This window comes from Leptospira koniambonensis (assembly GCF_004769555.1).
Lineage (GTDB): Bacteria > Spirochaetota > Leptospiria > Leptospirales > Leptospiraceae > Leptospira_B > Leptospira_B koniambonensis.
Genome location: NZ_RQFY01000007.1, coordinates 210400 through 235013 on the forward strand (window position 1 = coordinate 210400; position 24614 = coordinate 235013).

Sequence of the window (24614 nt, forward strand, 5' to 3'; positions counted from 1 at the left end):
TTCGAATATTTGCCCCTTATAGCCTTTTAGTGACATAGAATCTAATTTTTGTTTTCTTACAAATCAATCGGTTTGGCTTCTTTGGAAGAGTATGTTTAGGCGGAAGTGCGAATATAGCACCAGTGGTTCTGGTGCTGCCTATTATTCCTAACATCGAGCGAAAGAGACAGCAGCCAAATTTCATTTAAGTCTATTTTTATTGGAAGGGTCCTTAGGATCCACTTTTACACAGACAAAATAAACTCGCGCTAACGGGGTATCCAATTGGCTAATTCCTCCATTAGAAGTAATAAAATGAAAATAAGCGGTCCCTTTAGTAGGCTTATGAGCAGTCCATACTTGTGAATTTGGTAGTTTGTAATGATCTTCTTTAAATTCCCCCGCTTCAAATAGATCGTTTAATTCCGGTATATACGGAATAACCATATCATATTTTGGACATATATATTTCACTCCATCCAGATTCGTTGGGATCCGGGTGCCTACCATGTACGTTTTATCTTTAACAGTAACATAACGGAACTGTCCATCGGACTCCAGTTCTTCATTATATTGTAAACTTACAGGGCTATCAGGACTTACGTCAGGAGGGAGATTTTTAAAACGACCTTGCCTCGTCTCCGCTGTTTTGCAGGAAAATAAAACTGAAAAGGAAATAACGATAAAAAAACTATAGATCAATCTATAATCATAGGTTTTTGATTTCATAAGTGAGCAAGCTACTACATTTTACTTACTCGGAAACCTCTTTTTTAATGAAAAATAAATTAAATGGGAAAAAGGCCCGAGCATAATGTTAGACAAATAAAATATGCATGTGTACCCGTAGAAAATGGTCCTAGTCGTCCACGAACAGCTCATCACAAAAAGGGCTCTCTTTCGTGATCCTACTTTCCAGAAGATTGAATGCAACTCTTCTGAAATAAGGATTAATTAGTTTTTCGTAATACTTTTTGGATCTTTGGTGGGCATAAGGATCCGTAAAGTAGATCTCCTTCTTCATTCTTGTGTAATCGTTCTTAGTAGGAACCGTAAAATAGAGATAATTTGTGATCTTATGCAGTTTTTCAAAAACCTTTGGAAGATGTTTATCTTCTATATACTGAACTACTGAGTTACAAATGCCAAGAGTGAATGGAGGAAGTTGAATATGTTTTAATTCCAGATCCTGTATTGTGGAATGCAAAAAAGAAAGATTATAAGAACGGATCCATTTTTGTTTTGCAATCGCATCTATCATGTCTTCGGAAGGATCTACTGCAAATACACGATTCGGCTGGAATATTTTTACAAATTCTTTTAAAAGCAGTGCCTTGCCGAACCCAAAGTCTGCAATACTCCTAGGATGGACCTGCATCAGATCAAAAACAGACTTTATGTATTTTGCATGTTCTTTCGCGTTGAAAGAAGCATCCACGTCCTTCCCGCTTCCGTAAATTTCATCCCAGTAGGAAGTTTCGAATGGCAGACCGTTAGCTCCGTAAGCAATATAATCGGAGTCTTGCGGTTTTTTACTCATACATCAGGAGCCTTGGAAGAAGAAAGCCAAGATATGAAGAATGCTTTCAGATCATCATAACCTTTTTGATCGGAAAGCTCAGACTTAGCTTCAATTGATCTGGCCTTTAGAGTTTTTAAACTAGGATCAGTTTGTATTCTTTTCCATAAGAGTCCATTGATCAGCACTCTTTCTCCAGATAAAAACAAATATGGGGTATTCTTTGCTTTTACTTCTCTTTGTAAAAGTTTTCTGTCTACTGCCCAAACTTCTGATAAAAGAATATAATCTTTTTCTCTTATTTCAGGATAAGAAATGAAATGGGTTTTTTGTTTAGAAACAAAATATAGATAGGCAGAAGTTTCAGGAGAAACATAAATCCTTTCGTCTTGATCTACGATCAATCTTCCTTTTAAGGATGTTATATCCTTAGCAAGAGAGTTTAATTTTATCTTATCCACACCTAAAATAGGACGGATCGTAAAATATCCAGAAACTGCAATGAGTGCAAAGATCCCGATCGAAGCAGGGAGAGAATTTAATTCCTTTTCGGAACGAAGTAAAAAATTACCTACAAACAAAATCAGAATGAAAGAACCGAAACCTAAAAGGTACTTCCAAACGGCCCCTCCCATATATCCAAAAGAATGGGCTCCGTAAAAATTAAGATTTCCTAATAGAATAATCCCAAGCACGAGAATGGATAGATATCCGAATAAGAAAAGTTTAGGAAGGTTTCTTCTTTTGAAGAATACAGATTGTTGCTTCTTCTTCTCTCTTATTCCTACTGTTCCGGCCTTGATCACAAAAATTGTAAACCCGATCAGGAAAAAAGTAAAATGAGAGAAAAATCCAAGAATAGTACAGGAAACTAAGATCAAAAGATCCACTACTGTTTCCATTCTAAAGGAAAGAAATAACACTAATAAAAATGAAAAACTAACTAATTCTCCCAGCATATTCAAAGGAACTAAATAGGAGAATGGATTGATCGCAGCTAAATAACAGAACAGATAATGATTCAGTTTCCAGCTTTCTCTTTCCATGATGTATGCACAAAGATGTATCCCTAAACTCAGGAAAAACGCCGCGAAAGAGAGATAAGCCGGTATATAATTTAAACCAAAAATGGATTTCCAAAAGGATAAAAGCAAAAATGGAAGCGGTTCTTGAAGTGAGAAAAATTTTCCGTCTTCTGAAAGAGAACGTAATTCTGCCAATGTTCGGAAACTTTCTCCATTGGACGGGTCACCGTGCCAAGAATAGAGAAGGGTCAGAAGACCTGTGAGAAACAGCGTCGAGAGTGAAATGAGCGCGGGGTTTGCTTTTCTGTTTCTTTCCAAGTCCATGCGGCGGAATTCTTCTCCTACGTATTTCGGAGCTACGTTAAAAATTTAGGTGAAATTATACCAACACATTTTGAACTAAACTAAGAGGCATATTCCGAGGGCAAGAAGATGGAAAAAAAAGACCATATCCTTTACGATAAGACCGGAAATCCTAGCAAAGAGCCGGCTTGGATTTTTAGAACGTATGCAGGTCATACAAACGCGAAGGAGTCCAACGAACTCTTTAGAAAAAACCTGGCAAAGGGTCAAACAGGCCTTTCCATCGCCTTTGATCTTCCCACACAATGCGGTTATAGCTCAGATCACGCAATTGCTAGACCGGAAATCGGAAAAGTAGGAGTTCCAATCAACACATTGGAAGACTTCCGGATCCTATTCGATCAGATCCCGATCGAAGAAATGAACACTTCCATGACCATTAATGGAACCTCAATGTGGCTTCTTTCTCTCTATGTGGCGTTAGCCGAAGAAAGAGGAGAAGACGTTTCCAAACTCCAAGGAACCACTCAAAACGACATAATCAAAGAATATCTGGCTCGTGGGACATACATCTTCCCTCCTGAACATTCGATCCGGATCATCGTGGATATGTATGAATATTGTTTGAAAAGAATTCCAAAATGGAACCCATCCAATATTTGTTCTTACCATTTACAAGAAGCAGGAGCAACTCCAGTCCAAGAGTTGGCATTCGCACTCGCAACAGGAATGGCCATCCTTGACGCAGTGAAAGAAAGAAACTGTTTCACTCACGAAGAATTCGAGCAGTGTGTTGGTAGGATCTCCTTCTTCGTAAACGCAGGTATTCGATTCATCGAAGAAATGTGCAAGATGCGCGCCTTCTCCGATATGTGGGAAGAGATCACAGTAGGGATCTATCAGGTCAAAAACGAAAAATACCGCCGTTTCCGTTACGGAGTCCAAGTAAACTCACTTGGACTAACAGAAGAACAACCTGAAAACAATGCTTGGAGAATTTTGATCGAAGCTTTAGGAGTTACCTTAAGCAGAGATTCAAGATGTAGAGCGCTCCAACTTCCAGCGTGGAACGAAGCACTTTCACTTCCTCGTCCTTGGGACCAACAATGGTCACTTCGTTTGCAGCAAGTACTCGCTTACGAAACAGACTTACTTGAATATCCGGACCTATTCGAAGGTTCCAGAGTTGTAGAAAGTAAAGTAAAAGATCTGATCGAGAATGCTAACAAAGAGATCCAAAAGATCAAAGAAATGGGCGGAGCTATCAAGGCTATCGAGAACGGTTATATGAAAGCCCAACTCGTAAAATCCCAGGCAGAAAGACTCGCTAAGATCAATAACGACGAACTTATCATCGTAGGAAAAAACAAATGGAAAGAAGGGATCCCTTCCCCTCTTACAAACGATCCTGACGGAGGGATTTTCAAAGTAGATCCTAAATCCGCAGAACAAACCTTAAAAGTACTCTCTGATGTAAAAGCAAGAAGAGATGCGAAGAAGGTCGCAGAAACTCTAGCTAGATTAGAAGACGATGCTAAAAACGGAAAGAACCTGATGTTCGCTTCCGTAGAATGTGCTAAGGCTCTTGTAACTACAGGAGAATGGGCAGATACACTCAGAAAAATATTCGGAGAATATCGTCCATCCACTGGAGTAGAAGGGCAAAAACTCAATTTGGAATCTGACAAAGTATCTAATGTCAGAGCAAAAGTGGAGAAGTTCCAAAAATCAACAGGTGCAAGACCTAAGATCGTAGTCGGTAAACCTGGGTTAGACGGCCATTCTAACGGTGCAGAAATGATCGCGGTATCCGCAAAACATGCAGGATTCGACGTGATCTATTCCGGTATCAGACTCACTCCAGAAGAAATTGTACAATCTGCTGTCGAAGAAAACGCAAATGTGATCGGAGTGTCTATACTTTCCGGATCTCACGTAGAACTTGCAGAGCAAATATTCGCAGAATTAAAACATTATAAAGCGGATATACCTGTGGTCTTCGGAGGAATTATCCCTCAGCCTGATTTCGAAAAATTACATTCTATCGGAGTGAAAGCAATCTTTACTCCTAAAGATTATGATCTGATGGATGTGATGGATCGTATCATAGACATCGTATCTGAGAAAATCCCAGCTTCCGTTTAAGGCATGACCGTACGGTTTGCAGAAAAGGAACTCAAAGAACTGATCCAAGAAGCTTCTCAAGGGGAAAAATATCCTCTTGCGAAGCTGATCAGCGAACTGGAAAGACCAGATTCATTCGAATTTCGTAAAGTTCTATTCAAAGAATTAGAAAACTCTGGCTTTAATGGAGACAAATCCGTAACGATCGGATTTACAGGAACTCCTGGAGCAGGAAAATCCTCTCTATTAGGAGAGATCTCCACAAACTTCTTACAATCAGTCCCAGACAAAAAAATGGCAGTAGTTGCCATTGACCCCTCCAGTCATATCAGCGGTGGATCTTTATTAGGAGATAGAACTAGACTTTCTTTACCAGTCAGAGAAAAGAGGATATTTTTCAGATCTCAGCCAAGTCAATTGGAGTTAGGAGGATTAAATCCTTACACGTATCATGTGATCCGATTACTGCGTTGTTTTTTCGATTTTATATTCGTGGAAACAGTAGGGATCGGTCAAAACGAAATAGAAGTCTCCAAACTTGCAGATCTTTCCTTTTTAGTCATGGTCCCTTTGGGAGGAGACCAAATCCAATTCATGAAAAGTGGGATCATGGAAGTCCCTGACGCATTCATATTAAACAAATGTGATGAAGAAAATCTAGCCAGAGCAAGTTACCATACACTTTCCACTACACTCGAGTTTTTAAGAGATATTACCCCAGGAGGAAGTATCCCCCCTATTTTCCTAACCAGTGTAAAAACGAAAAAAGGGATCCAAGAACTATTAGATTTTGTTTTGAAAAGTAAACCTCATATTAAAAGATCTGCGGAAACCAAGGTTCAAATCGAAAAATGGATCAAAACTGAGTATGGAAATTTTGGACTTAAGGTTTTAGCCCAAACTCATTTCGATCCAAAAAGTTCTTTCGAAGAAGTAGAAACTTTTACTAAGACCGAAATCGAAAAAAAATATCAATAAGGATACTTATCCAGTTATGCCAGCAATTTTTAACTCACTGTTCATTAGTATCCTACTCATCTCTTCTTCCCTTACAAACCAAATTTTATCTGGTTTTTCCAGGCACTTGGCATGGTTTGGTTTTGGATTAGGGATTGGCTTCCTTTCATACTTTTTCTATAAAAACAAAATAAAAGATCAATCTAAGAAAGAATTAATATCGCAAACTTCAATTTCCGCGTTAACCGGAATGTACGTTGCATTTTATTTTTTCTCTCCAACGGCATACGGGAACTTATTTGCAAACTTTAAAATTTTTTATATTCTCGTTTTACTTTCTATTTCTATTGGAGTTTCTTATTATAAGACAAAGAAAGTCTCAGATATCTGGAAAAACTTTTCTAAGCTGGGGTTTTTGACTTTATTCTTATTACTATTTGCAATACCAACTTCAGTATCTAGACTTTTCTCCAGCGACGATTCCAATGGAGCTAAGTTAATTCCTTTCAGCTTAGAAAAAGACGGGAATCTAGATCTTTCTGAATTTTATATAAATCCTCCTATCATACCAGCGTCAGAATGGGCTAAGGACAAAAAAACTCTCTTGCTACCTTCTCAGCTTCCTTCTGGGGATTATGTAAAACATCCTTTCTTTCTTACTGCTTATGAAGGTAAATTATTGAGTGCCTTTCCCTTACTGCCTGGTTTATACAATTCAGTTGTTTATTTTTCTTTAAAATTGATCGGAGTAGAGATTACTATCCCGGATACGATCGATCTTTCCGGTCCTGGCCCTAAAATACACTCAATCAAAGATTTTTTCTATTTAGAAAAATTCTCTTCTTCGCTTCTTTTTGCGATCACTTCCATTTTACTTTTTAGTACAATTTCCAAAATCGCTTCTGCAAGAACCTCATTACTGATCACTCTTCTTTATTCTTTCGGGACAACACATTTTTCGAATACGTCCCAAACTTTATGGCAACATGGATTCGTAGAATTACTGATTGTTATTAGTATCTTTCTTTTTCTTTCTAAAGATATTTTAACTCCTGTAAAAACATTACTTCTTGGAATAATATTAGGCACCTTCTTCTTCGTAAGACCTCCTTCCATCATAATCGCAGGACTTCTTGGCCTAGTATTTTTGTGGAGACTTCGTACCCTTCCGGCAAAGAACAAGATCAATCTTGTTCTTATCTCTGCAGCGGGAGCATTCTTACCTTTATGTTCTTTAGGGCTCTTGAACTATCTAGAATACGGACAAATAATGGGTGGATATTATCTCATGGAGAAATCTTTCGCGCTTACAGGAATGACCGATCGATTTACTGGAGACCTATGGGAAGGAGTTGGAGGATTATTGATCAGCCCAGGATTCGGCCTATTCATATTCTCTCCTTTCGTATTATTATCTTTTTTCGGACTTTTCCGAGCACGAAACAAAATCGGATTTTTGATCTTTCCTACATTCCTTTCTACTCTTGTCTATCTGTACATCTATGGAAAACATTTTGTATGGTGGGGAGGAGTGTCCTATGCGACTAGATTCTTAAGCGATCTTATGCCTTTCTTTTCAATCCTACTTCTGCCTGCATTAACGATCTCTTATAAAAGAACTTTCTTAAAATTTCTGCTCATATTATTCTCTGTAATTTCAATTTGGGCACATACATCTGCTATGTATTCAGATGCACCTTTTAGGGAATGGGCAGCCTGCAAAAGATTACCAATCCGAGAAAAGGCCTGGAGATGGGAAAGAGTCCCCTACACAATGCCCTTCAGAGCATACTATCCTTATATAACAGGAGAACTTGATATAGAACCGATTAATGAGTGTCAATTAGGAGAAGCTGCGGGATCGATAGAGAACAGAAATGCTTTCAAATTTGATAATAATTCGGTTTTATTAGGCTCTGAAAAGATCTTTCAAGATACAACGGCATATTTTAGATCGGGACATTATTGTGCCCGGGTCTTTTCAGAAGTTGAAAAAGAAAAGAATCCTTCTGATGAAAATATGCAGATCTTGATCTCTCAAAAAGACAAGATATTCTTAGATCAAAATTTGAGTTCGGGGCTTCTGAAAAAAAATAAATTTGAATTCGATATCACAAAATCGGGCAAAACTAAAATTTCCATTCTCAAAAAAGGAACAGACCCGATCATATTCGCAGGCCTAACCCTTACAAAGGGAAATTGCGAATGATATTGTAGTTTCTTAAAGAATGGAAAAGAGGCGAAATAGATGAGATCTATATTTAAAAAAAGAAATCTTCTAGGATTTTTATCCTTACTTCTCTTCTGCACTCTTCTTATCAAATCTACAAAGCCTGAAGTATCCCTTACTTACGATTCCAGAACTAAATCTATTCAAACTCATGCATTGATCCATTCACATTTTGGATCAGAAGAACTTCCCTACCCTGCAAAGTCCATTGATCCAAAAGAAGAATTCCTTCCAATGCCTGCGAATAATTATACAAAATTAGGAGAATCTACTATATCCGTTTTCCCAATTTTACTCGCAACACTTGCGACTCCTTTTTATTATTTAGCAGGAAACCAAGGATTACCTTATTTCAATTTACTCGGAGTATTTATATTCCTTTGGATCTTAAGAAAATTTTGGAAAGCATCTAATACCTTTATCGCCCTCGCCTTTTTTGGATCTTATCTTCCCATCTTGATGATGGAATTTGCAGAACATACATTATTCGTAGCGATCTTGCTCGCAAGTCTTACATTCTTATATAAAAGAAATGGGATTTACGCAGGAATTTTTGCAGGTTTATCCATATGGTTCAGACACGAGGGAATTGTATTCGCAGGTTGTATTCTATTTGCATCTTGGATCTCAGAAGGATTTCCTCCATTCAGTAAAAATGTAAAATTGAAGAAGTCTCAATCTTTCAGGTTTGGTCTTGGATTTGCGTTTATATTTTTAGTTTTCGTAATATTCAATTATCTTCGTTATTCTTCCTTACTAGGACCAAGATTCCACGCAAATTATGGAGAAACCGGAGTAGGCTTTACTGATAAAATCCAATGGGCGATCGGGTTCCTATTTCTGAATAAGATAGATGAAACTGTTAGGATAGGATTTTTTACTTACATACCATTCGCTTTAATCGGTTTAGGTATTCTTCTTTATAATATCCGCAAAATTTCTGTGAGAAAAAAAACAATCGTTCTCGGAGCGGTGTTCTTTCTTTTTACTATTCCATTCTTAGCACCAAACTATGGATTCTGGGAATGGGGGCCTAGATATTTAAGTGCAGGAATTCCTCCCGTGACTTTGGTTCTATATTGGTTCTGGAATTATTTTGCAAGAAAGAAGAATAATCTCTTCCAAAAGTCTGGGTTTGGAGTTCTAATTGCGATCCCTGTGATCATGACATTTATTGGAATAAGCTTTTTAAACCAGTCCAGAAAACAACTTCTGAAAACATATACTTTATTCCATGAATTAAAAGCAGATACACTCGTATTCCATGATTTTTCCGTAATGTACTTCATCGGAAATGATTATTTATCTAAGAATGTTCTATGCGTTCCTAAGGAAGGATCTCTTTCTCCATTATTGGAAACAATCTCTCAAAAAGAAAAAGGAAAAAGGATCGCACTCATCCAGATCAAAGAAGAATTGATCACTCCTGAAAAATTAGAAAAAACCAGACAAAGCCCTGTTTTCGACATCATGCTCAAAACAGAACCTTGGAAAAGTAAAAACATCTCTTCTAAAATTTCAGAAAATTATCCAAATGTACAAAGAATAGATTCTCCTTATTTCGATATATGGGTAGGAGATTTCGGATCTTCTTCCAAATTATAATAAATTATTGATTGATAAAGACGGATTTTTTTGTCCAATCATTGGATGAAATTTCCGTCTAGTTTATTCCTATTTAGTATTTTACTATTGTTCTCTTTCAGTCCTTCTTTTTCAGAAGAGATCAAATTTGTTCATCCAACAAATGCGGTTGGCGGAACATTCTCTGGGATTAAAAAAAGAGCAGAACTTCCCTCCCCTACTGTTTCCGGTTCAGGTTTAAAAGCAGTAGCAATCGTTGGAGAAGTAGATGGAAACGAAGGCCCAAAAACCAGAGAATATGTAAATAATATCAAGGGCCTTGTGAAAGTTTTAAAAGACAGAGGAGTTTCTGTATTTGAATTTTATCCTCCTAATAACCCTTGGTCAGGAATTAAAGAAGCATCACAAAATGCGAATATAGTTTTATATGCAGGACATGGTGTCGGAACTAATTTGGACCAACCACCTTACGACCAAAGATCAGTGGGTGGTTTTTATCTAGGAAAAGAATTCGTTTCGAATGAACAAATTTCTTCAGGACTAAAACCTGCACCTGGAGCTATTGTTTTGTTTTTAGGCGCTTGTTTTACTGCGGGGAATATGGCCTATGATATGGGAGTGATCCGGGACGAAGAAACCAAAAAAAGGATCTCTATGTATTCTTCTCCTTTTCTGGAGACTGGATTTAAAGGTTATTATGCTACCTGGGCACCTTGGACAGCTCAAACAATTCTAGCATTATTATTTACTAATAAAAACTATGGAGATGTTTATTTCAGCCAAACAAATCCTCAAGAAGTAACTAAAATTTCTCATCCAACTTCTTCGAAATCTTCTTTGTATTATCATACTAGACCTCCCGCTTCTAAACCTGTTTATGATTATGCATTTGCAGGAGATCCTTCTAATGTTTTGAGATCCGAAAATTCAAATACAGACACTGAAACTAAAATTACGGAAGAAGAAAGGCTAAAACAAAATCGTATCTTGATCGCAAGCCTTTACGATAAGAATGAAAACAAATCCTTAGAGTCTCTCGAAAAAGGTGCAGATCCAAATGCAGATTATTTAGGTTGGAAGCCGATCCATCTTGCGATTGTATTCGATCTTCCGAATGTAGTGAAAGAACTTGTTCGCAAAAAAGCTTCTATCAATGTTCAAGCAGAAGGTTACACTCCTTTATCCATGGCACTTGCTTATGAGCGTAAAGAGATTGCCGAGTTTTTGGAGAAAGAAGGCGGGACCAGAAGCAGGGCTGCATCTAAGAAACCGAATATTCCGGGTTTAAAAAAGTAGAAGGTCCTACATCTTATATTATGCGAAGAATCCTGCCTTTTTGCGGGGAAATCCATTTAATGAGACCATAATCGCCTATAAATCTCAAATTTCCCCTCACATTTTTTGCAACCTACCATCCCAAAATGGCTCCTATCATTTAGAAAAAAAGGGAGCCCTCCATGGCAATCATTCTAAGTTTTTTTGCGGCACACTGGATTTTAGCCGCTTTCGTTCAATCGTTCTACTTACATCGTTATTCTGCACACCAGATGTTCAAACTGAACCGTTTCTGGGAAAAGTTCTTCTATTTCTTTACTTTTGTTGTGCAAGGTTCTTCTTTCCTTAACCCAAGAGCGTATGCAATTCTTCACAGAAGACACCACGCTTACAGTGATACAGAAAAAGATCCACATTCTCCTGTAGCTTCTAAAGGGTTTTTAGATATGATGTGGACCACCGCAGTCGTTTACGAAAACATTCTAGATCGTAAAGAAGTGGTAGAAAAGGAATTCAAAGGAAATTATCCAGAGATCCCTTGGTTCGATCGTTTTGCTGATTCTTGGTATATTCGTTTGTTCTTCGGAACTGGTTATACTCTTTTCTATATGGCATTCGTTCCTGCAGATGCAGTTTGGTTATATGCTTTATTACCGATCCATTATCTAATGGGACCAACTCATGGTGCAGTTGTAAACTGGTGTGGACATATGTATGGTTACCGCAACCACGCAAAAAATCCTGATAATTCTAAGAACACGCTTCCAGTTGATTTCTTGATCATGGGAGAATTGTACCAAAACAATCACCATGCTCACCCGAACTCTCCAAACTTCGCATTCCGTTGGTTTGAGCTAGATCTTACGTATCAAGTGATGAAGGTACTACATTTTATGGGAATCATCACCATCCAGAGAGCAGTGTGGACCGAAAAAGGAAGAAAAGAACTTTCTGGTACGGCACCTTCTCCTTTAGCTGATGTAGCTTAAGATTTTTTAACTTAGTGAGTTTTTGTAAGCCGCTTGGAAACAGGCGGCTTTTTTTATTCTTCTCGGATCCTGTCCAAGTCACCTCTCATCTCTTTGTCGTATTCTTCCATTAAGAGAGGATAAAATTCCGGGCTTAATTCAATTTTACCGTTCAATACTAGTTGGAATAAGGAACGGACCAATTCTTCTTTTTCAAAGCCTGTGCAGATCCACTCCAGAAGTTCCAATGCCAGGTCCAATCTACCTTCTACCTGGATTGTTTTGCGGAAGATGTCCAAGACTTCTTTTTCTTTTCCTGCTTCCAGGAAACTCCTGAGTTCCACTGGCATACTTTGTAGTAGAAGTTGCTTTTTTGCATTCGGGGTAAAAAGGAATTCTGGCTGGCCTTCCGGCAGATGTGAATGAATTGCCTTGTTTATTTCTTCTTTAGAATGCCCTAAGGAAACTAGGGTCCGACCGAGGACCTCTCCTAATACGAAGTCCTCTAAAGGGTGAAACGGAAATCCCTGCTTTTTAGGTTCCTGATCTTCCATCTTGTTAGGGTCCGGAACAGTTGGTCTGCGGTCAAGTGTTAGGAGGCGCAGAGTTTTAATAAGTCGCAGCGTTTATTCTCACGCAGAGCCGCGGAGCCGCAAAGTTTTAGGACCGCTGATTCAAAATTTCTGTGTCTTCATTACCAACTAACTGCTTATTAGGCGGAACATTTTTGTAACCTGAATTTCACGAAACCTTAGTACGAATGGGATCTTCCCAGTGTAAGTTTTGGGTCTCTTTTTTAAAGAAGAGAAAAGGCTAAAAATACAAAGCGCGCCTTCCCGATCTAGGGAGATTCCATTTCCGGAACAATTTATGAGCTTTAGACAAAAAATTTTTCTCATCCTGGGAGCAAGTCAGCTTCTATTAGTACTTATTCTTGCGATCACATTCATCCAAATGATCGACCAAGTTAAAAATGAACCTCAGGACAAAAGAGCATTAGACCGCTCCCTGGAGTTCAGAAAGGAACTCAAACATAAGGAAGAAGTTATCCGACTTCTTCTCAAAGAAATAGAAAGAAACCAAAAGACTCTTTCTATTTTAGAAAACGGTTTGGGGAACAGAGGTATACTTCAAGGAAATCTTGAATATATCAAAGGGATCATGACACAATATGGCCTCTCTATCTTTGAGATACACGATAAGACTGGGCATGTTTATTTTAGATTTCATAGACCTGCCGATTACGGAGATGATAAGTCAGGGCAGAAGATCGTACAAGAAGCTCTGCAAGGCAGGATCGCTTCTACCCTAGAGATCGGTCATAGCGGTCTTGGGCTTAGGGTCACAGCCCCACTTAAGAACGGTGGGATCATGATGGTCGGCCAAGTGGTGGATGATAAATTTATCCAAACAATCACAGGTTCAGAAGATGTTCATCTTGCCATTTATGAAAAAGATAAGTTGATCTCCTTCTCAGATGCAACCATCTCCAAATATTTGGGAGATAGAAAACCTAAGGATCTTTCAGGAATTTCCAGATTCACTTTAGAAGGAAGGCATTATTATCTCACTCAAGTACCTTATGAAAACCAAGGATTAAGTAATCTTAAACTAGATTTCGTTCTTTTGATTGATGAGACTGAACTTTACGAATCTACCAGAAATCTTTGGCTCTATTGTGGACTGATCGCTCTTGCAGTATTCGGAGGGATCTTATTCGCATCTTATAGATTCTCCAGAGATATCATCGATGCAGTTAAGGCCCTCAACTTTGCAATGCAGAATCCTAACGAGGACGAATCCAAAATTGTGGATTTAAATCGTTCAGATGAATTGGGAGAAATGGCAGAAGTATTCATCGAAATGAAGAAGGATCTCTTAGACCACCAAATGTTCTTAGAAAAGAAGGTAGAGGAGAAGACCAAAGAATTGCAGGAAACTTTGGATGATCTTCGTGCTTTGAAAGAAAAGCAAGACGGAGACTATTATCTGACTTCCCTACTTCTTCGCCCACTTGCTACTACTAAATATGAAAGTCCTAATACTAAGATCAGCGGTATCTTAAGACAAAAGAAAACCTTTGTATTTAGAAAGAAAGAGGCAGATATCGGCGGAGACCTAGTTTCTATTAGCGAGATCACATTATACGGTAAAAAATATCTGAGCGTTATGAACTCAGACGCAATGGGTAAATCCATACAAGGTGCGGGTGGCGCACTCGTAATGGGAACCGTATTCAAGGCAATCGTAACAAGGACTCAACTTTCCAGAAGTAACCAAAAGAAAACTCCTGAAAAATGGCTGAAAGACTGTTATACGGAATTACAAAACGTATTCGTTACATTCGACGGAACAATGCTTGTTTCTGCCCTACTCTGTCTTCTGGATGAAGAAACAGGAGCATTATATTCTATTAATGCAGAACATCCTAATATGGTTCTGTATAGAGATGCAAAAGCAGGTTTCTTGGATTCTGATTTCCCTATTCGTAAACTTGGTTTTTCTGAGAATACAACAGAACCTTTAGTAAGAGTCGATAAACTGGAAGCAGGAGACAAAATTTTCTTAGGATCTGACGGAAGAGATGATATTCTACTTTATGATCCTAATTCTTCTGAACCTGTGATGAACGAGGACGAGTTCTTATTCTTAAGATTTGTAGAACTTTCTGGCGGGAATCTGGAAGATCTAGAAAGATTGATCAGTGCAGCTGGAGAAATTTCAGATGATCTAAGTCTTTTGAGCATAGGTTATAAAGAAGCAGAAGTTTCTTCTTCTCGCACAAAAGCGATTTCGGAAGAATATAACAGACTTCTACAAATTGGTATCAAAGAATATAAAAAAGGAAATACCGAAAAGACCAAGGAAGTTTTTGCACAAGCATTAGAGATAGATGATTCTGATCCTGCTCTTTACAAACAAATGGCAAGGATCTGTATCAACGCAAAAGAATTCGAAGAAGGTGCAAACTATACAGAGGCTTATCTTTCCAAGATCCCATTCGATAACGAGTATATCTTCTATCTTTCCTATTGCCTTAGAAAGACCAAAGATTATTGGAAGTCTTTGGAATTCGCTGAAAAACTCAGATCCAGAGAACCCGAAAATATTAGAAACCTGAAACATTTGGTGGCTCTATACAGACTTACAGGAAATCGAATGAAGTTCAGAGCTACTATGTCCGTTCTGAAATTGATCCTGGCGGACTCGGATCCTAAGGCAAATAATTCTTCGGAACCCGCATTGGTTTGATTTTTTTCGTTTTCTGGGAGACCTAGATCCGTCCAAATTGGTAATCCATGTCGGCGGAAAAGCGAAAAAAGATCGAATCTGTTCTGGTAGTTATCAAAAGAACAAAGTATGAATTAGATCTGGAGAGTTATGGCTCTCTGGATGAATTCAGAAGAGTAGCAGAGATCCAAAACGATTCCTTCTCTAGGATCTACAATTCCCATCTTAGACAGATCCAAAGCAGAGAAGAATTAAAACTTACTTTCCCGAATGGAAAGTTCATCTTCCGAGAAGAATTAGAAAATATAGATATAGCGATCTATGATTTAGTGATAGCGTTAGGTGGAGATAACCATTTCACCTATGTCGCACATCATGCCTTAGACAATCTAGTTCTGGGTTGTAACTCTGATCCTGAAACTTCTGTAGGTGCCCTTCTATCCTTTCATACCTCCGATATTTCAAAGGCAGTTTCTCAAAATTGGGAAAATATCCTAATAGAAGAATGGCCCAGGATCAATGTTAGGATCGAATACCCGAATGGAAAAGCGATTGAGACATTCCAAGGGATCAGCGAAATTTCTATCCGCAATAATAGTCCTGATCTAACGAGCCGATTTCTAATCTCTCATGAGAATGTCTCGGAAGAACAGAAATGTTCAGGCCTTCTGGTATATACCGGAGCGGGTTCTACCGGTTGGGTTATGTCTTGCGAAAATAAAGACGTAAGCTTTGACAAGCAGGAGCCATATTTCAAAGTGTACTGTAGAGAGTTGCGTAAGAAGGAAAGTTTCCAGTACAAGCTGGATCACTTCACAGTTCGCAAGTCTTTCCGTCTAATATCCGAAATGCGCGGGGGGATCTCAATCGATTCCTTGGCGGAACGTATTTACGATTTCCCTCCCGGGGCCAAAGCGGACTTTTCCGTTTCTCCGGAAAGATTGCGGGTGGTGGTGCAAAAAAATGGATAGTTTGAAAATTCTAGAACAGGATGCTGGTAAAGAGATCAGAGTATATTTGGTTTCCGGCAGACTAGACGAATCCACCTTCCCTTTATTTAAGGAAAAAGTATTGGATGTAAGTCATGCAAACAATACTGTTCTAAACTTATCTGATCTTAAATATGTTTCTAGTTCTGGAATTCGCGCAATCTTCGAATTAAAGAACAGACTTACAAGCGAAGGCAAAAAACTTCTTCTTACAGAAGCTGGAGAAAAGGTAATACAGATCTTCAATTTATTAGGCCTTTGGAAACCTTTCGCTCATTTCGAAAAAGAAGAAGACGCAATCGCTGCTTGTCTTAAAAACTAAGCTTTTTTAAATCCAGCTCGTTAGATCGAGACTTTCGATCTATACTTTAAATTTTCCTTAAAGAATAGTCCAAACTTTTTCGCCTAAGTTAGGCAGTACACAATATTTACATAATATATTAAAATAAATTGACTAATCCGGCAAGGGGAAAACTATCATCCACTCGATAGGTACTTGTAAAAATGAAAAAGTCTATTATCTGGACGTTTATTATAATTTCTTTATTATTCAGCACGATCATAAGCGCTCAGCCTGCTCCTTACAAATTAACCAATCCTATTTTAATTCGCCCATTTGGTGATTCAATTACCTACGGGATCGGATTTACGAACGATTGGCAATGTCCAATGTATGAAATCTTCCAATATGTATGTATGCCTCCTGGAACAAAAGGTGGTGGGTATCGTGGATGGATGACTCTACTTTCGTTAAACGGAGACGGTATCGTTTTCACTACAGAAGGTTATCAAAGCGGAGGATCTTATTTTCAGCAATGGCTCACGAATACTCAAACCCATGATGGTTATCCTGGATGGACAGTCGAAGATTTAACACCAATTGCCGCTAGGGCCAGTTTTGCTAACATTACTTTGGTGCATGCTGGAACAAACGATATGTGGCCAATTTTAGAAATTCAAAATCCAACTGATGCTCAAATCAATCAACTTGCTACAACTACCGGTCAAAATTTATTCAATATGTTGCAGACCTTGCTGAACAGCAATCCAAAGACATATATTTTCGTTGCCCAGATCATCAAGACAGCTCCTCCTTTGGTCGGTTACGAAACTGTTAATAAAGTAATTTTTAAATATAATAACTATATCGCGAGCAATTGGATCAATCTCCCTCCTGCCAGTAGAGCAAGAATGACTCTTGTAGACATGCACAGTACGCTGCAACCTGGGCAAGATTATTCTAATGACGGGATCCATCCTAGTGCAAATGGATATTTGAAAATAGCATGCTCATGGATCCGTGCAATCAAAGCCCAACCTGCGAATCAAGAGAGCCCTTGCGACGGCATTACAACGGGAAAAACTGAAAAACAATTAACGCCTTCCCAAGAAGAGATCAAACAGATGACTCCTCCAAAAGAAATATTACAGCAGCTATTAAAAGGAAAGTCTGGGATGAAGAAGGGAAACTAAGCCCTTCTAATCGCGACCACTCCCGGTCTAGGAATATCTCCCTTCGTTCTGGCAGGCCAGCGGCTTGTAGGAACATCATAATCCCTGGTGTCTTCTCCTGGATGCTGCACAGACAAAAATAGGTATTCTTCGTCAGGTGTAAACCATGGACCTGTAAGTTCAGCACCTATCGGAGCAGAAGCAAATTGGAAGGCTTTTCCTGCATCTTCTCCGCTTGTAGGAATAAAGAACATACCATTATTCCCGAATTTTTTGAAGATGGATTTTCCGAGTAAACGAGTTGTCATATCGGTAACCATCCAAAGATTTCCAGAAGAATCAAAAGCCAAATTATCTGGAGAAGAAAATCCACTCTTCCCTCCCCCGGCAACAAACACTTCAAACTCGAAACGAACTGAATCGGCGTCAGAATTTTCTTCTTTGATACGAACTATTTGTCCGTAAAAATTTCCATGAGAATCATTATTTGTAAAAGATACAAAAACAGATTTATCTAATGGATGGACTTCTAGATCTTCTGGCCTATCCATTGGAGTTCCACCTGCAGTTTTTGCGGCATCTCTACATGATACCAGAACATCTGCTTGGGTCTTGAATTTAATACTCCCTTCTTTATCTTTTGCGTTTTTGAGATTTGGATTTTTTTCCAGATCTAATGGAACCCATACACATTTTTCGAAATTACCTACGTATAGGGTTCCTTCATCTAAAAGTTCGGAGTTTAATTTTCCTTTTTTAGGATCATAATTTTTCTCGGAGACAAACTTATAAACGCATTGGTCCTTAGAATCATCTCCCATATACACCACTAATTTTCCGGACGGAGAAACAGTTAATGCAGCATTCTCATGAGAGAATCTTCCAAGTGCAGTATGTTTTACTGGAATGGAAGAAGGATCAAAAGGATCGACTTCTATGATCCAACCGTACTCTTTTGGATCTTCCAGTTTACAATCTTCGACAACCATTTCGTAGTTTTCTTCGCAGGAGAGTACAGTGTTCCACAATGTTTGTCCTCCGGAACAGTTCGCAAATGTTCCATGCACCTTTGTTTTACCTGAAATTGTTTCAGAGCCGGCAACTGGCCCTTTCAGTTGGAATTCCGACCTTCCGTTTATCCTTCTTCCGTATTTAGATTCTGGATCTAATACCCAAGTCCCTTTGGATTTGCGTAGTCCAATGATAGATCCGCCCAATGAATACAAATATTTTTCGATCTGTTCAGGAGTTCTATTATTTGGACCTTTTTGGTTATAATCATAACCGGTTACATAATATTCTAATTCGTTTAAGTATTCGTGATTTGTCCAAAGAAGTGCAGAGTTTGGATCATTCGGAAATTGGAAGAAGCAGTTAAAATCAGCAGCATAACCGAAAGTATCTCCTTTAGAGTTTATCTTATCTCCATACACTGCGATCAAATCGTATGTAAAACCAGCAGCTAAGATCAGTTCATCGTTTGTATTTGGCCTTAGAGGTTTAAAATTACTTCCTGGAATTTTGGAAGAGATTTCCTTTTTCGTTTTTGGAGAAGAAGGATGTGAAGAATGTACTTTATTAGAAGGTTTATTTGCGGGCTCCGAAAACAGATCTAAGGTCCGGGCCGCAGTCACAGCCAACATCCCCTTTCCCATATATTTCAAAAAGTCGGATCTAGATACCTTCATATCCTAAGAATACTGAACCTAACTCTCTAGACCATTCGTTTTTTCTTCCTACAGAAAAAGGAAACTTGGTTGTAATAATCCCTGTCGAAAAAGATCATAAAGCTTGAGAATGAAAACGAACTCTACCCCATTCTATAAGATCCTTTTTATCATGGGCTGGATTTCTCTTGCGTTCTTTCTTCCTCTGTCCGTCGCAGTTTATTGGGAAAACAAAAGTTTAGAATCGATCTACAAAAATTTATCTCTTCCTGGAAACAAAGAGTTCGGGGTTTTGGTAGAGAATACAAAACTCAGTAAGTTAGGCAGAACTGTAAATGTGTACACCTATTTAGTACCAGACGAACAAGGTAAAAAACACGAGGTCACAGAAGAGGTAGACCAAACCACAAACCGAAGAATGAGAGTGGGAGATACAGTCCAAGTCCGCACTTTAGTCTGGAATAGTTTCGGAAAAACAAAGATCCTAGGCAGGATCGTAGGGAATACTGCCCCACCTCCCGGTTTCGGCTTTATGCAGGAATTTTTTATATTCGGGATTTTGTTCTCTTTCGGACTAGTATTGGTCAGTCTTTATTTCAGAACGTTTAAGGCTGAGGTAGAGTAGTAGTATTAAAGGCGCTGTCCTTTTTAAAGATCAACTGCACCTGATAAGGCTCTTGTATATATCTGGCAGGATTCATCTCATACGAAATAAAGCAGTAATACTTTTCGTAGACAATCACGAACATAAAATCTTTAAATTTTAAATACTGCATTTGTTTTCTGATCCCTCGCACCCAAATGGAATCTTCAAACACACGCTCATATCGTACTGAGGTCGCGTTTACTTTTTTAAGTTCTTCCGGAGTCATTTTTTCCGGATCTCTTTTTCTCAACTCAAGTTTTAAGGAACGGATCAAGTTGTATTCCAACTTCTCTTTTTCCAAAACATCTAAGTTGGGAAGAGTTTTAAAATAATATTCGTAATATTCCTTATCTAAAGACCTGCCGTCCTTATGCACTTCGCCTTCGTCCTCAGAGGACGGTTTGCCCTTGCTCGGTTCTTGAGAATGTAAACCGGCAGAGGTAAGTAAAATCAGCGCTATTAAAATCGGGAAAATCGGTGTCCGCATACCGGTACCATTAAAGATATCGGTACGATCCCCAATTTCCCCCCTTTTTTTTCGATATTAATCCGAGGAAAGATCTTCCAACAAGTCCCTTTGACGGCGTATCAAATCACTCAATTCGTCCTCTCCGATCAACTTGGCACCTAACAATGCCAGATCGTACACAGAACGAGCCAATTTTTCCGCCTTCTCCGGATGTACACCTTTAGAAAGACCTAGAATGTTTTTGACCAATTTAGATTTGCGATTCAGAAGAAGAGTATGATTCTTCAGGAAATCCCCTGGTTTTTGTCCATACATCTGGCCCATCTCCGCTAAACGTCTTAGATGTTCCGGCAATAGAATTACAGAAGGAATATCTTCAGACTTCAATGCCTCTGTTTTGATCTCCACACCTTCTCTCGCAATTGCCTTAGCGAAAATTTCCTTAAGCCTATCTTCAGTAGTTTTGTTATCTTGGTCTGCAAGATCAGGACTTGCATCCTTATCCAAAACCTGATCTGCAAGTTCTGAATCTACTCTTTGGAATTTCAGATCTGGATTTTTGCCTTCTAAAAATTGAAGGAAATGATTATCAATGCGAGAATCTACAAGTAAAGCTTCCAGTCCTTGAGATTTGAGAAGATCCATATACACGGAAGAAAGTTCTGCTTCTCCTGCATAATATACTTTGCCTGAGTTCTTCTCTTTATTTCTTTCCAAATATTCTTCTAATTTCGTTAAATCACCGTTAGATGATCGGAAGAAGATCAAACTTTTTGCTGACTCATAAAATTTCTCGTCAGTCATCATTCCATATTTAACAAATAATGAGATCTCGTCCCAGTTCTTGCGGAATTCATCCGGATTTTTGGTCCATTCTTCCAGCAATTTGTCTGAAACTTTTTTAACGATATGAGAAGAGATCTTTTTTACTAAAGGATCATTTTGGAGATACGATCTGGAAACGTTCAAAGGAAGATCCGGAATATCAAGAGTTCCTTGTAGAACAGTTAAAAATTGAGGAACCAACTCTTTTGCTTCGTCAGAGACAAACACATGATTACAATAAAGTTTGATCCCCATTCGATTTGCGTCTAACTCATGTTTAAGTCTTGGGAAATAAAGGATACCTTGCAGCCTAAAAGGATAATCCACATTTAAGTGAACATGAAATAAAGGCTCTCCTGCAAAAGGAAATAGATACTGATAGAACTCATCATACTGTTCTTTTTTAACAGAAGAAGGTTGTTCACTCCATAATGGAGTTTGTTTGTTTGCCTTCTCCTCTTTTACGTAAATTGGAACAGGAAGGAAATCACAGTATTTACGAACTAATTCTTTTAGTTTCCAAGAATCCAAATATTCTCCGGAATCTCCATCTAGATACAAACTGATCTTGGTTCCTCTGTCTGATCTATCACCAGACTTTAAAGAAAACTCAGTACCCGATTCACTTTCCCAGACAACAGGGGTACTCCCCTTCTTATAAGATTTGGTTTCTATTTTAACCTTAGAAGAAACCATAAAGCTGGAATAAAATCCCAAACCGAAATGCCCGATGATCTCAGGCTTGTCCCCTTCTGATTGGTACTTTTTTACGAATTCTTCTGCACCAGAAAATGCGATCTGATTGATATAACGGTTCACCTCTTCGTTGGTCATCCCGATCCCGTTATCTTGGATAGTTAAGATCCTGGTTTCTTGGTCAAAGTCCAGATCAATCCTATAATCCGTTCCTCCCTCGAACTCTTCATTCAAGGAAATTTTCTTAAGTTTAGCAATTGCGTCGCATGCGTTAGAAATTAGCTCTCTTAAGAATATGTCTTTTTCAGAATATAACCATTTTTTAATGATAGGGAAAATATTCTCCGTTTCTACGGAAATCCTACCTTTTACTTCTTCGCTCATTCGGATTGCTCCTCTTTCAATTTATCAGACAACCAATTTGATATCCTAATCAGAGTCGTTTTGGAAGAAGGTCCCAAACTCTTATAGGTTTCAGTCAATGGAACCATGTCGGACTTCCAACCTGCAAGAAGACTTGCTTCTTCCTCAGGTAATCCCTTGGTCATCACAGAATGTTTCAAAACAAAACCTCTTTTAGAACCTATCCAGAGGTCAAGTCGTTTCAATACTGCCTCGGTTTGATACTTCTTACGCAATGTTAAAACCGTAAACGCACCTGCTCCAATAAATACAAAAGAAAGAAGAACAGAAACTAATAGAAAAGATCCTCCCTTACTTACAGTATCCTCAATCGCAATTTCCTGCTTCGGTCTAGGAGGTCCAATCTCCAAACCAGGAAAACGAAGAGCGGCAGATTCATATCTTCCAGAACCAGGATTGAAAAAAGTAAATTTCAGATCTTCTGGTTTCCAGATCCCTTCTTTTTTAGGAAGTACTGAATAATGATAAGAATGATTTAAATAAAATCCAAATTCTCCAGGACCAAGTTCTCTAAAATCTCTTTGCTGTCTTGTTTGCAAATAAGTAATCTCAGGATAACAACTAGGATCACATACACTCAATAAAGGATCTTTAATAGAAGAAAGATTTCCATTTCCTGAGATAGTTAGTTTAAACTGAAATGGCTCTCCTAAAAAAGCTGCCTTAGGATATTCCTCTAAACCTATTTTAAAATTGCCGACTGCTCCCTTAAATTCTGATGGAGAAGGAGAAGGCAAATCCTTTACAAAAATTCTGCTTGGGATCGTCTTAATACTTCTCATATGAAAGAATGACTGTTGTCTTCCTTCTAAATGGAATACTGTAGATCCTAAAGAATATTCCCCCTTTTTTAAAGGTGTAAGAATGAAAGTTTCTTTATTATAAACTGCTGTTTCGAATTCTAATCCTTCGTAAACCACTTGTTCCGGGATCAAAAGATTAATTCCAGAAAGTGCTTCACTTCTAAAATAAGGAAATTCTATAGAGCTTGAAAAATCCCGGTCAATATAAGGACGTATCGCATTTCTGTAATATAAAGTAAAAAATCCTAATATAGGCTCCCCTACCCAGACCTGATCTTTGTTTGTTCTGAAAAGAACTTTCAAGTCTCCGTCTTCAGGACCTTCTGTTTCTTCGCTAAAAAAATAACGATTCGAAAAAAATCCGGAAGATTTATTTGCAGTGGAACTTCTTGGAGAAATTTCCAAGGCCATCATTCCAGATCCTATTTTTTGTCCGTCCACTTCTACTTCTATTTCTGGAACAGAAAATCGTCCTGGTGCAGAAACTGTTAGTCTATACTTAATTAGTTTTTTGCGATATACTTTGAAGTTTATGATGGTGGTATTCTCTTCTGTGCCCCAATAAACAGCTTTGATTCCCTGCCCATTAAACTCTTTTTCTATTAAACGGACCTGCGCACCACCTTCTGTTTCTAAAATTATAAATACTGCATCTCCCAGATCCGCTCTGGTCTGGCTAAGATAAAATTTGGGACCTTGCGCAAATAAAGGAAAAGCTCCCAATAGTAAAAGAAGAAGGAAACGTTTCACCAGAACACCTCTTTGTTCCGAGAGCCTGGGCTTCTTCTTTTTACTGAATCCAAATCCATGGACTCCATGATACGGTCCAATTCGTCTTCCATTTTAGATTTGTTTTTATCTTTCTGATCTTTTCCAGAACCGGACTTGGATTGTTTGTCCGCCTTCTCTTTTCCTTTGGGACCTTGTTTAGAAACAGAAGACTTATCTTCCTTTTCCTCAGATGTACTTTCTTTATTTTCAGAACCTTCTTTCCCCTCTGAAGGAGGAAGTTTACGCAACCATTCTAAGTTCTTTTTAGCAGATTCTAAATTAGGATTTTCTTTCAGAGAACGAAGATAATGTTCTGCTGCTTTTTTACGATCTCCCAGTTTTAGATAAGAATTTCCTAAATTAAAATGAGATTGTGCTCTCAATGCGGGATCTTTTGAATCAGAGGACTTTTCAAAATGACGGATTGCCTTATCTAAATTCCCTGATTTGTATTCACAATCTCCGCGATTGAATTCCAGTCTAGGATCTTCTGGAAAATAAGGATCTGCTTCCTTATATCTCTCTAAGGAATTTTTATAATCACCTTGCTCGTAGGAGTTCCTACCCTCTTTGATCCTATTTCCTCCAGGATCTAATTCGAATGAATAAATATCTCTTCCCCAAAATGAAAAAAGAAGTAGGAGCGCAGGAGCAATTTTTTTAGAAAGTTTTACCAAA

The 24614-nt window shown here is 38.3% G+C and carries 20 protein-coding genes; 11 read left to right on the forward strand and 9 right to left on the reverse strand.

The annotated features are described in order from the left end of the window. Window positions 1-180: 180 nt before the first annotated feature. The 3 genes from EHQ52_RS16345 to EHQ52_RS16355 form a co-directional block, all read right to left on the reverse strand. Entirely contained in the window at window positions 181-708 is a 528-nt protein-coding gene (locus tag EHQ52_RS16345) for a hypothetical protein (RefSeq protein ID WP_135616245.1), read from the reverse strand. Between the two features lie 130 nt (window positions 709-838). Then, window positions 839-1519, reverse strand: a complete 681-nt coding sequence (locus EHQ52_RS16350; RefSeq protein WP_135616246.1) for a class I SAM-dependent methyltransferase — start codon at window positions 1517-1519, stop codon at window positions 839-841. Then, on the reverse strand, window positions 1516-2847 hold the full coding sequence (locus EHQ52_RS16355; protein ID WP_135616247.1) for a hypothetical protein: 1332 nt from the start codon (window positions 2845-2847) through the stop codon (window positions 1516-1518). The genes EHQ52_RS16350 and EHQ52_RS16355 overlap by 4 nt, the downstream gene beginning before the upstream one ends. A 108-nt stretch (window positions 2848-2955) precedes the next feature. On the opposite strand from EHQ52_RS16355, the gene EHQ52_RS16360 reads away from it, so the two are divergent. From EHQ52_RS16360 to EHQ52_RS16385, 6 genes are all read left to right on the forward strand, one after another. Beyond that, window positions 2956-4971 carry a protein meaA gene (locus EHQ52_RS16360; protein WP_135616248.1) on the forward strand — a complete coding sequence of 672 codons (2016 nt, stop codon included), beginning with the start codon at window positions 2956-2958 and terminating at the stop codon, window positions 4969-4971. 3 nt (window positions 4972-4974) lie between these two features. Continuing rightward, window positions 4975-5928 (forward strand): P-loop NTPase family protein, encoded by a 954-nt coding sequence (locus tag EHQ52_RS16365; protein WP_135616249.1) that lies wholly within the window; start codon window positions 4975-4977, stop codon window positions 5926-5928. 16 nt (window positions 5929-5944) lie between these two features. Further along, window positions 5945-8116: a dolichyl-phosphate-mannose--protein mannosyltransferase gene (locus EHQ52_RS16370; protein WP_135616250.1), complete on the forward strand. Its 2172-nt coding sequence runs from the start codon at window positions 5945-5947 to the stop codon at window positions 8114-8116. 39 nt (window positions 8117-8155) lie between these two features. Then, window positions 8156-9742, forward strand: coding sequence for an LA_3751/LA_3752 family putative glycosyltransferase (locus EHQ52_RS16375; protein ID WP_135616251.1), 1587 nt, complete (start codon window positions 8156-8158; stop codon window positions 9740-9742). A gap of 45 nt (window positions 9743-9787) precedes the next feature. Beyond that, a complete protein-coding gene (locus tag EHQ52_RS16380; RefSeq protein WP_135616252.1) occupies window positions 9788-11017 on the forward strand; it encodes an ankyrin repeat domain-containing protein in 1230 nt (409 codons plus the stop codon). Window positions 11018-11178: 161 nt separating this feature from the next. After that, window positions 11179-11985 (forward strand): acyl-CoA desaturase, encoded by an 807-nt coding sequence (locus EHQ52_RS16385; RefSeq protein WP_135616253.1) that lies wholly within the window; start codon window positions 11179-11181, stop codon window positions 11983-11985. 53 nt (window positions 11986-12038) lie between these two features. On the opposite strand, the gene EHQ52_RS16390 is transcribed toward EHQ52_RS16385, so the two are convergent. Continuing rightward, window positions 12039-12518, reverse strand: a complete 480-nt coding sequence (locus EHQ52_RS16390) for a hypothetical protein (RefSeq protein ID WP_135616254.1) — start codon at window positions 12516-12518, stop codon at window positions 12039-12041. 316 nt (window positions 12519-12834) lie between these two features. Between EHQ52_RS16390 and EHQ52_RS16395 the strand changes: the two genes are divergently transcribed. The 4 genes from EHQ52_RS16395 (at window position 12835) to EHQ52_RS16410 (ending at window position 17657) form a co-directional block, all read left to right on the forward strand. Continuing rightward, window positions 12835-15216 carry a SpoIIE family protein phosphatase gene (locus EHQ52_RS16395; RefSeq protein WP_135616255.1) on the forward strand — a complete coding sequence of 794 codons (2382 nt, stop codon included), beginning with the start codon at window positions 12835-12837 and terminating at the stop codon, window positions 15214-15216. A 47-nt stretch (window positions 15217-15263) separates the two neighbouring features. Further along, complete coding sequence (locus EHQ52_RS16400; protein WP_135616256.1) at window positions 15264-16166, forward strand: diacylglycerol kinase catalytic domain-containing protein; 903 nt, start codon at window positions 15264-15266, stop codon at window positions 16164-16166. After that, window positions 16159-16506: an STAS domain-containing protein gene (locus tag EHQ52_RS16405; protein WP_086445757.1), complete on the forward strand. Its 348-nt coding sequence runs from the start codon at window positions 16159-16161 to the stop codon at window positions 16504-16506. The genes EHQ52_RS16400 and EHQ52_RS16405 overlap by 8 nt, the downstream gene beginning before the upstream one ends. Before the next feature lie 182 nt (window positions 16507-16688). Further along, entirely contained in the window at window positions 16689-17657 is a 969-nt protein-coding gene (locus tag EHQ52_RS16410; protein WP_135616257.1) for a GDSL-type esterase/lipase family protein, read from the forward strand. On the opposite strand, the gene EHQ52_RS16415 is transcribed toward EHQ52_RS16410, so the two are convergent. Continuing rightward, a complete protein-coding gene (locus EHQ52_RS16415; RefSeq protein WP_135616258.1) occupies window positions 17654-19324 on the reverse strand; it encodes a PhoX family protein in 1671 nt (556 codons plus the stop codon). The genes EHQ52_RS16410 and EHQ52_RS16415 overlap by 4 nt on opposite strands. A gap of 109 nt (window positions 19325-19433) precedes the next feature. On the opposite strand from EHQ52_RS16415, the gene EHQ52_RS16420 reads away from it, so the two are divergent. After that, window positions 19434-19928 (forward strand): hypothetical protein, encoded by a 495-nt coding sequence (locus EHQ52_RS16420; protein WP_135616259.1) that lies wholly within the window; start codon window positions 19434-19436, stop codon window positions 19926-19928. Here the strand turns inward: EHQ52_RS16420 and EHQ52_RS16425 are convergent. From EHQ52_RS16425 to batC, 4 genes are read right to left on the reverse strand one after another with little or no spacing between them, the layout of a single operon-like run. Then, complete coding sequence (locus tag EHQ52_RS16425; RefSeq protein WP_135616260.1) at window positions 19909-20436, reverse strand: hypothetical protein; 528 nt, start codon at window positions 20434-20436, stop codon at window positions 19909-19911. The genes EHQ52_RS16420 and EHQ52_RS16425 overlap by 20 nt on opposite strands. Before the next feature lie 57 nt (window positions 20437-20493). Then, on the reverse strand, window positions 20494-22323 hold the full coding sequence (htpG, locus tag EHQ52_RS16430) for a molecular chaperone HtpG (RefSeq protein WP_135616261.1): 1830 nt from the start codon (window positions 22321-22323) through the stop codon (window positions 20494-20496). After that, window positions 22320-23915 (reverse strand): BatD family protein, encoded by a 1596-nt coding sequence (locus EHQ52_RS16435; RefSeq protein WP_135616262.1) that lies wholly within the window; start codon window positions 23913-23915, stop codon window positions 22320-22322. Before EHQ52_RS16435 ends, htpG begins: the two co-directional genes overlap by 4 nt. Continuing rightward, window positions 23912-24613, reverse strand: coding sequence for a TPR repeat-containing protein BatC (batC, locus tag EHQ52_RS20350; RefSeq protein WP_425269404.1), 702 nt, complete (start codon window positions 24611-24613; stop codon window positions 23912-23914). Before batC ends, EHQ52_RS16435 begins: the two co-directional genes overlap by 4 nt. Window position 24614: the final 1 nt, after the last annotated feature.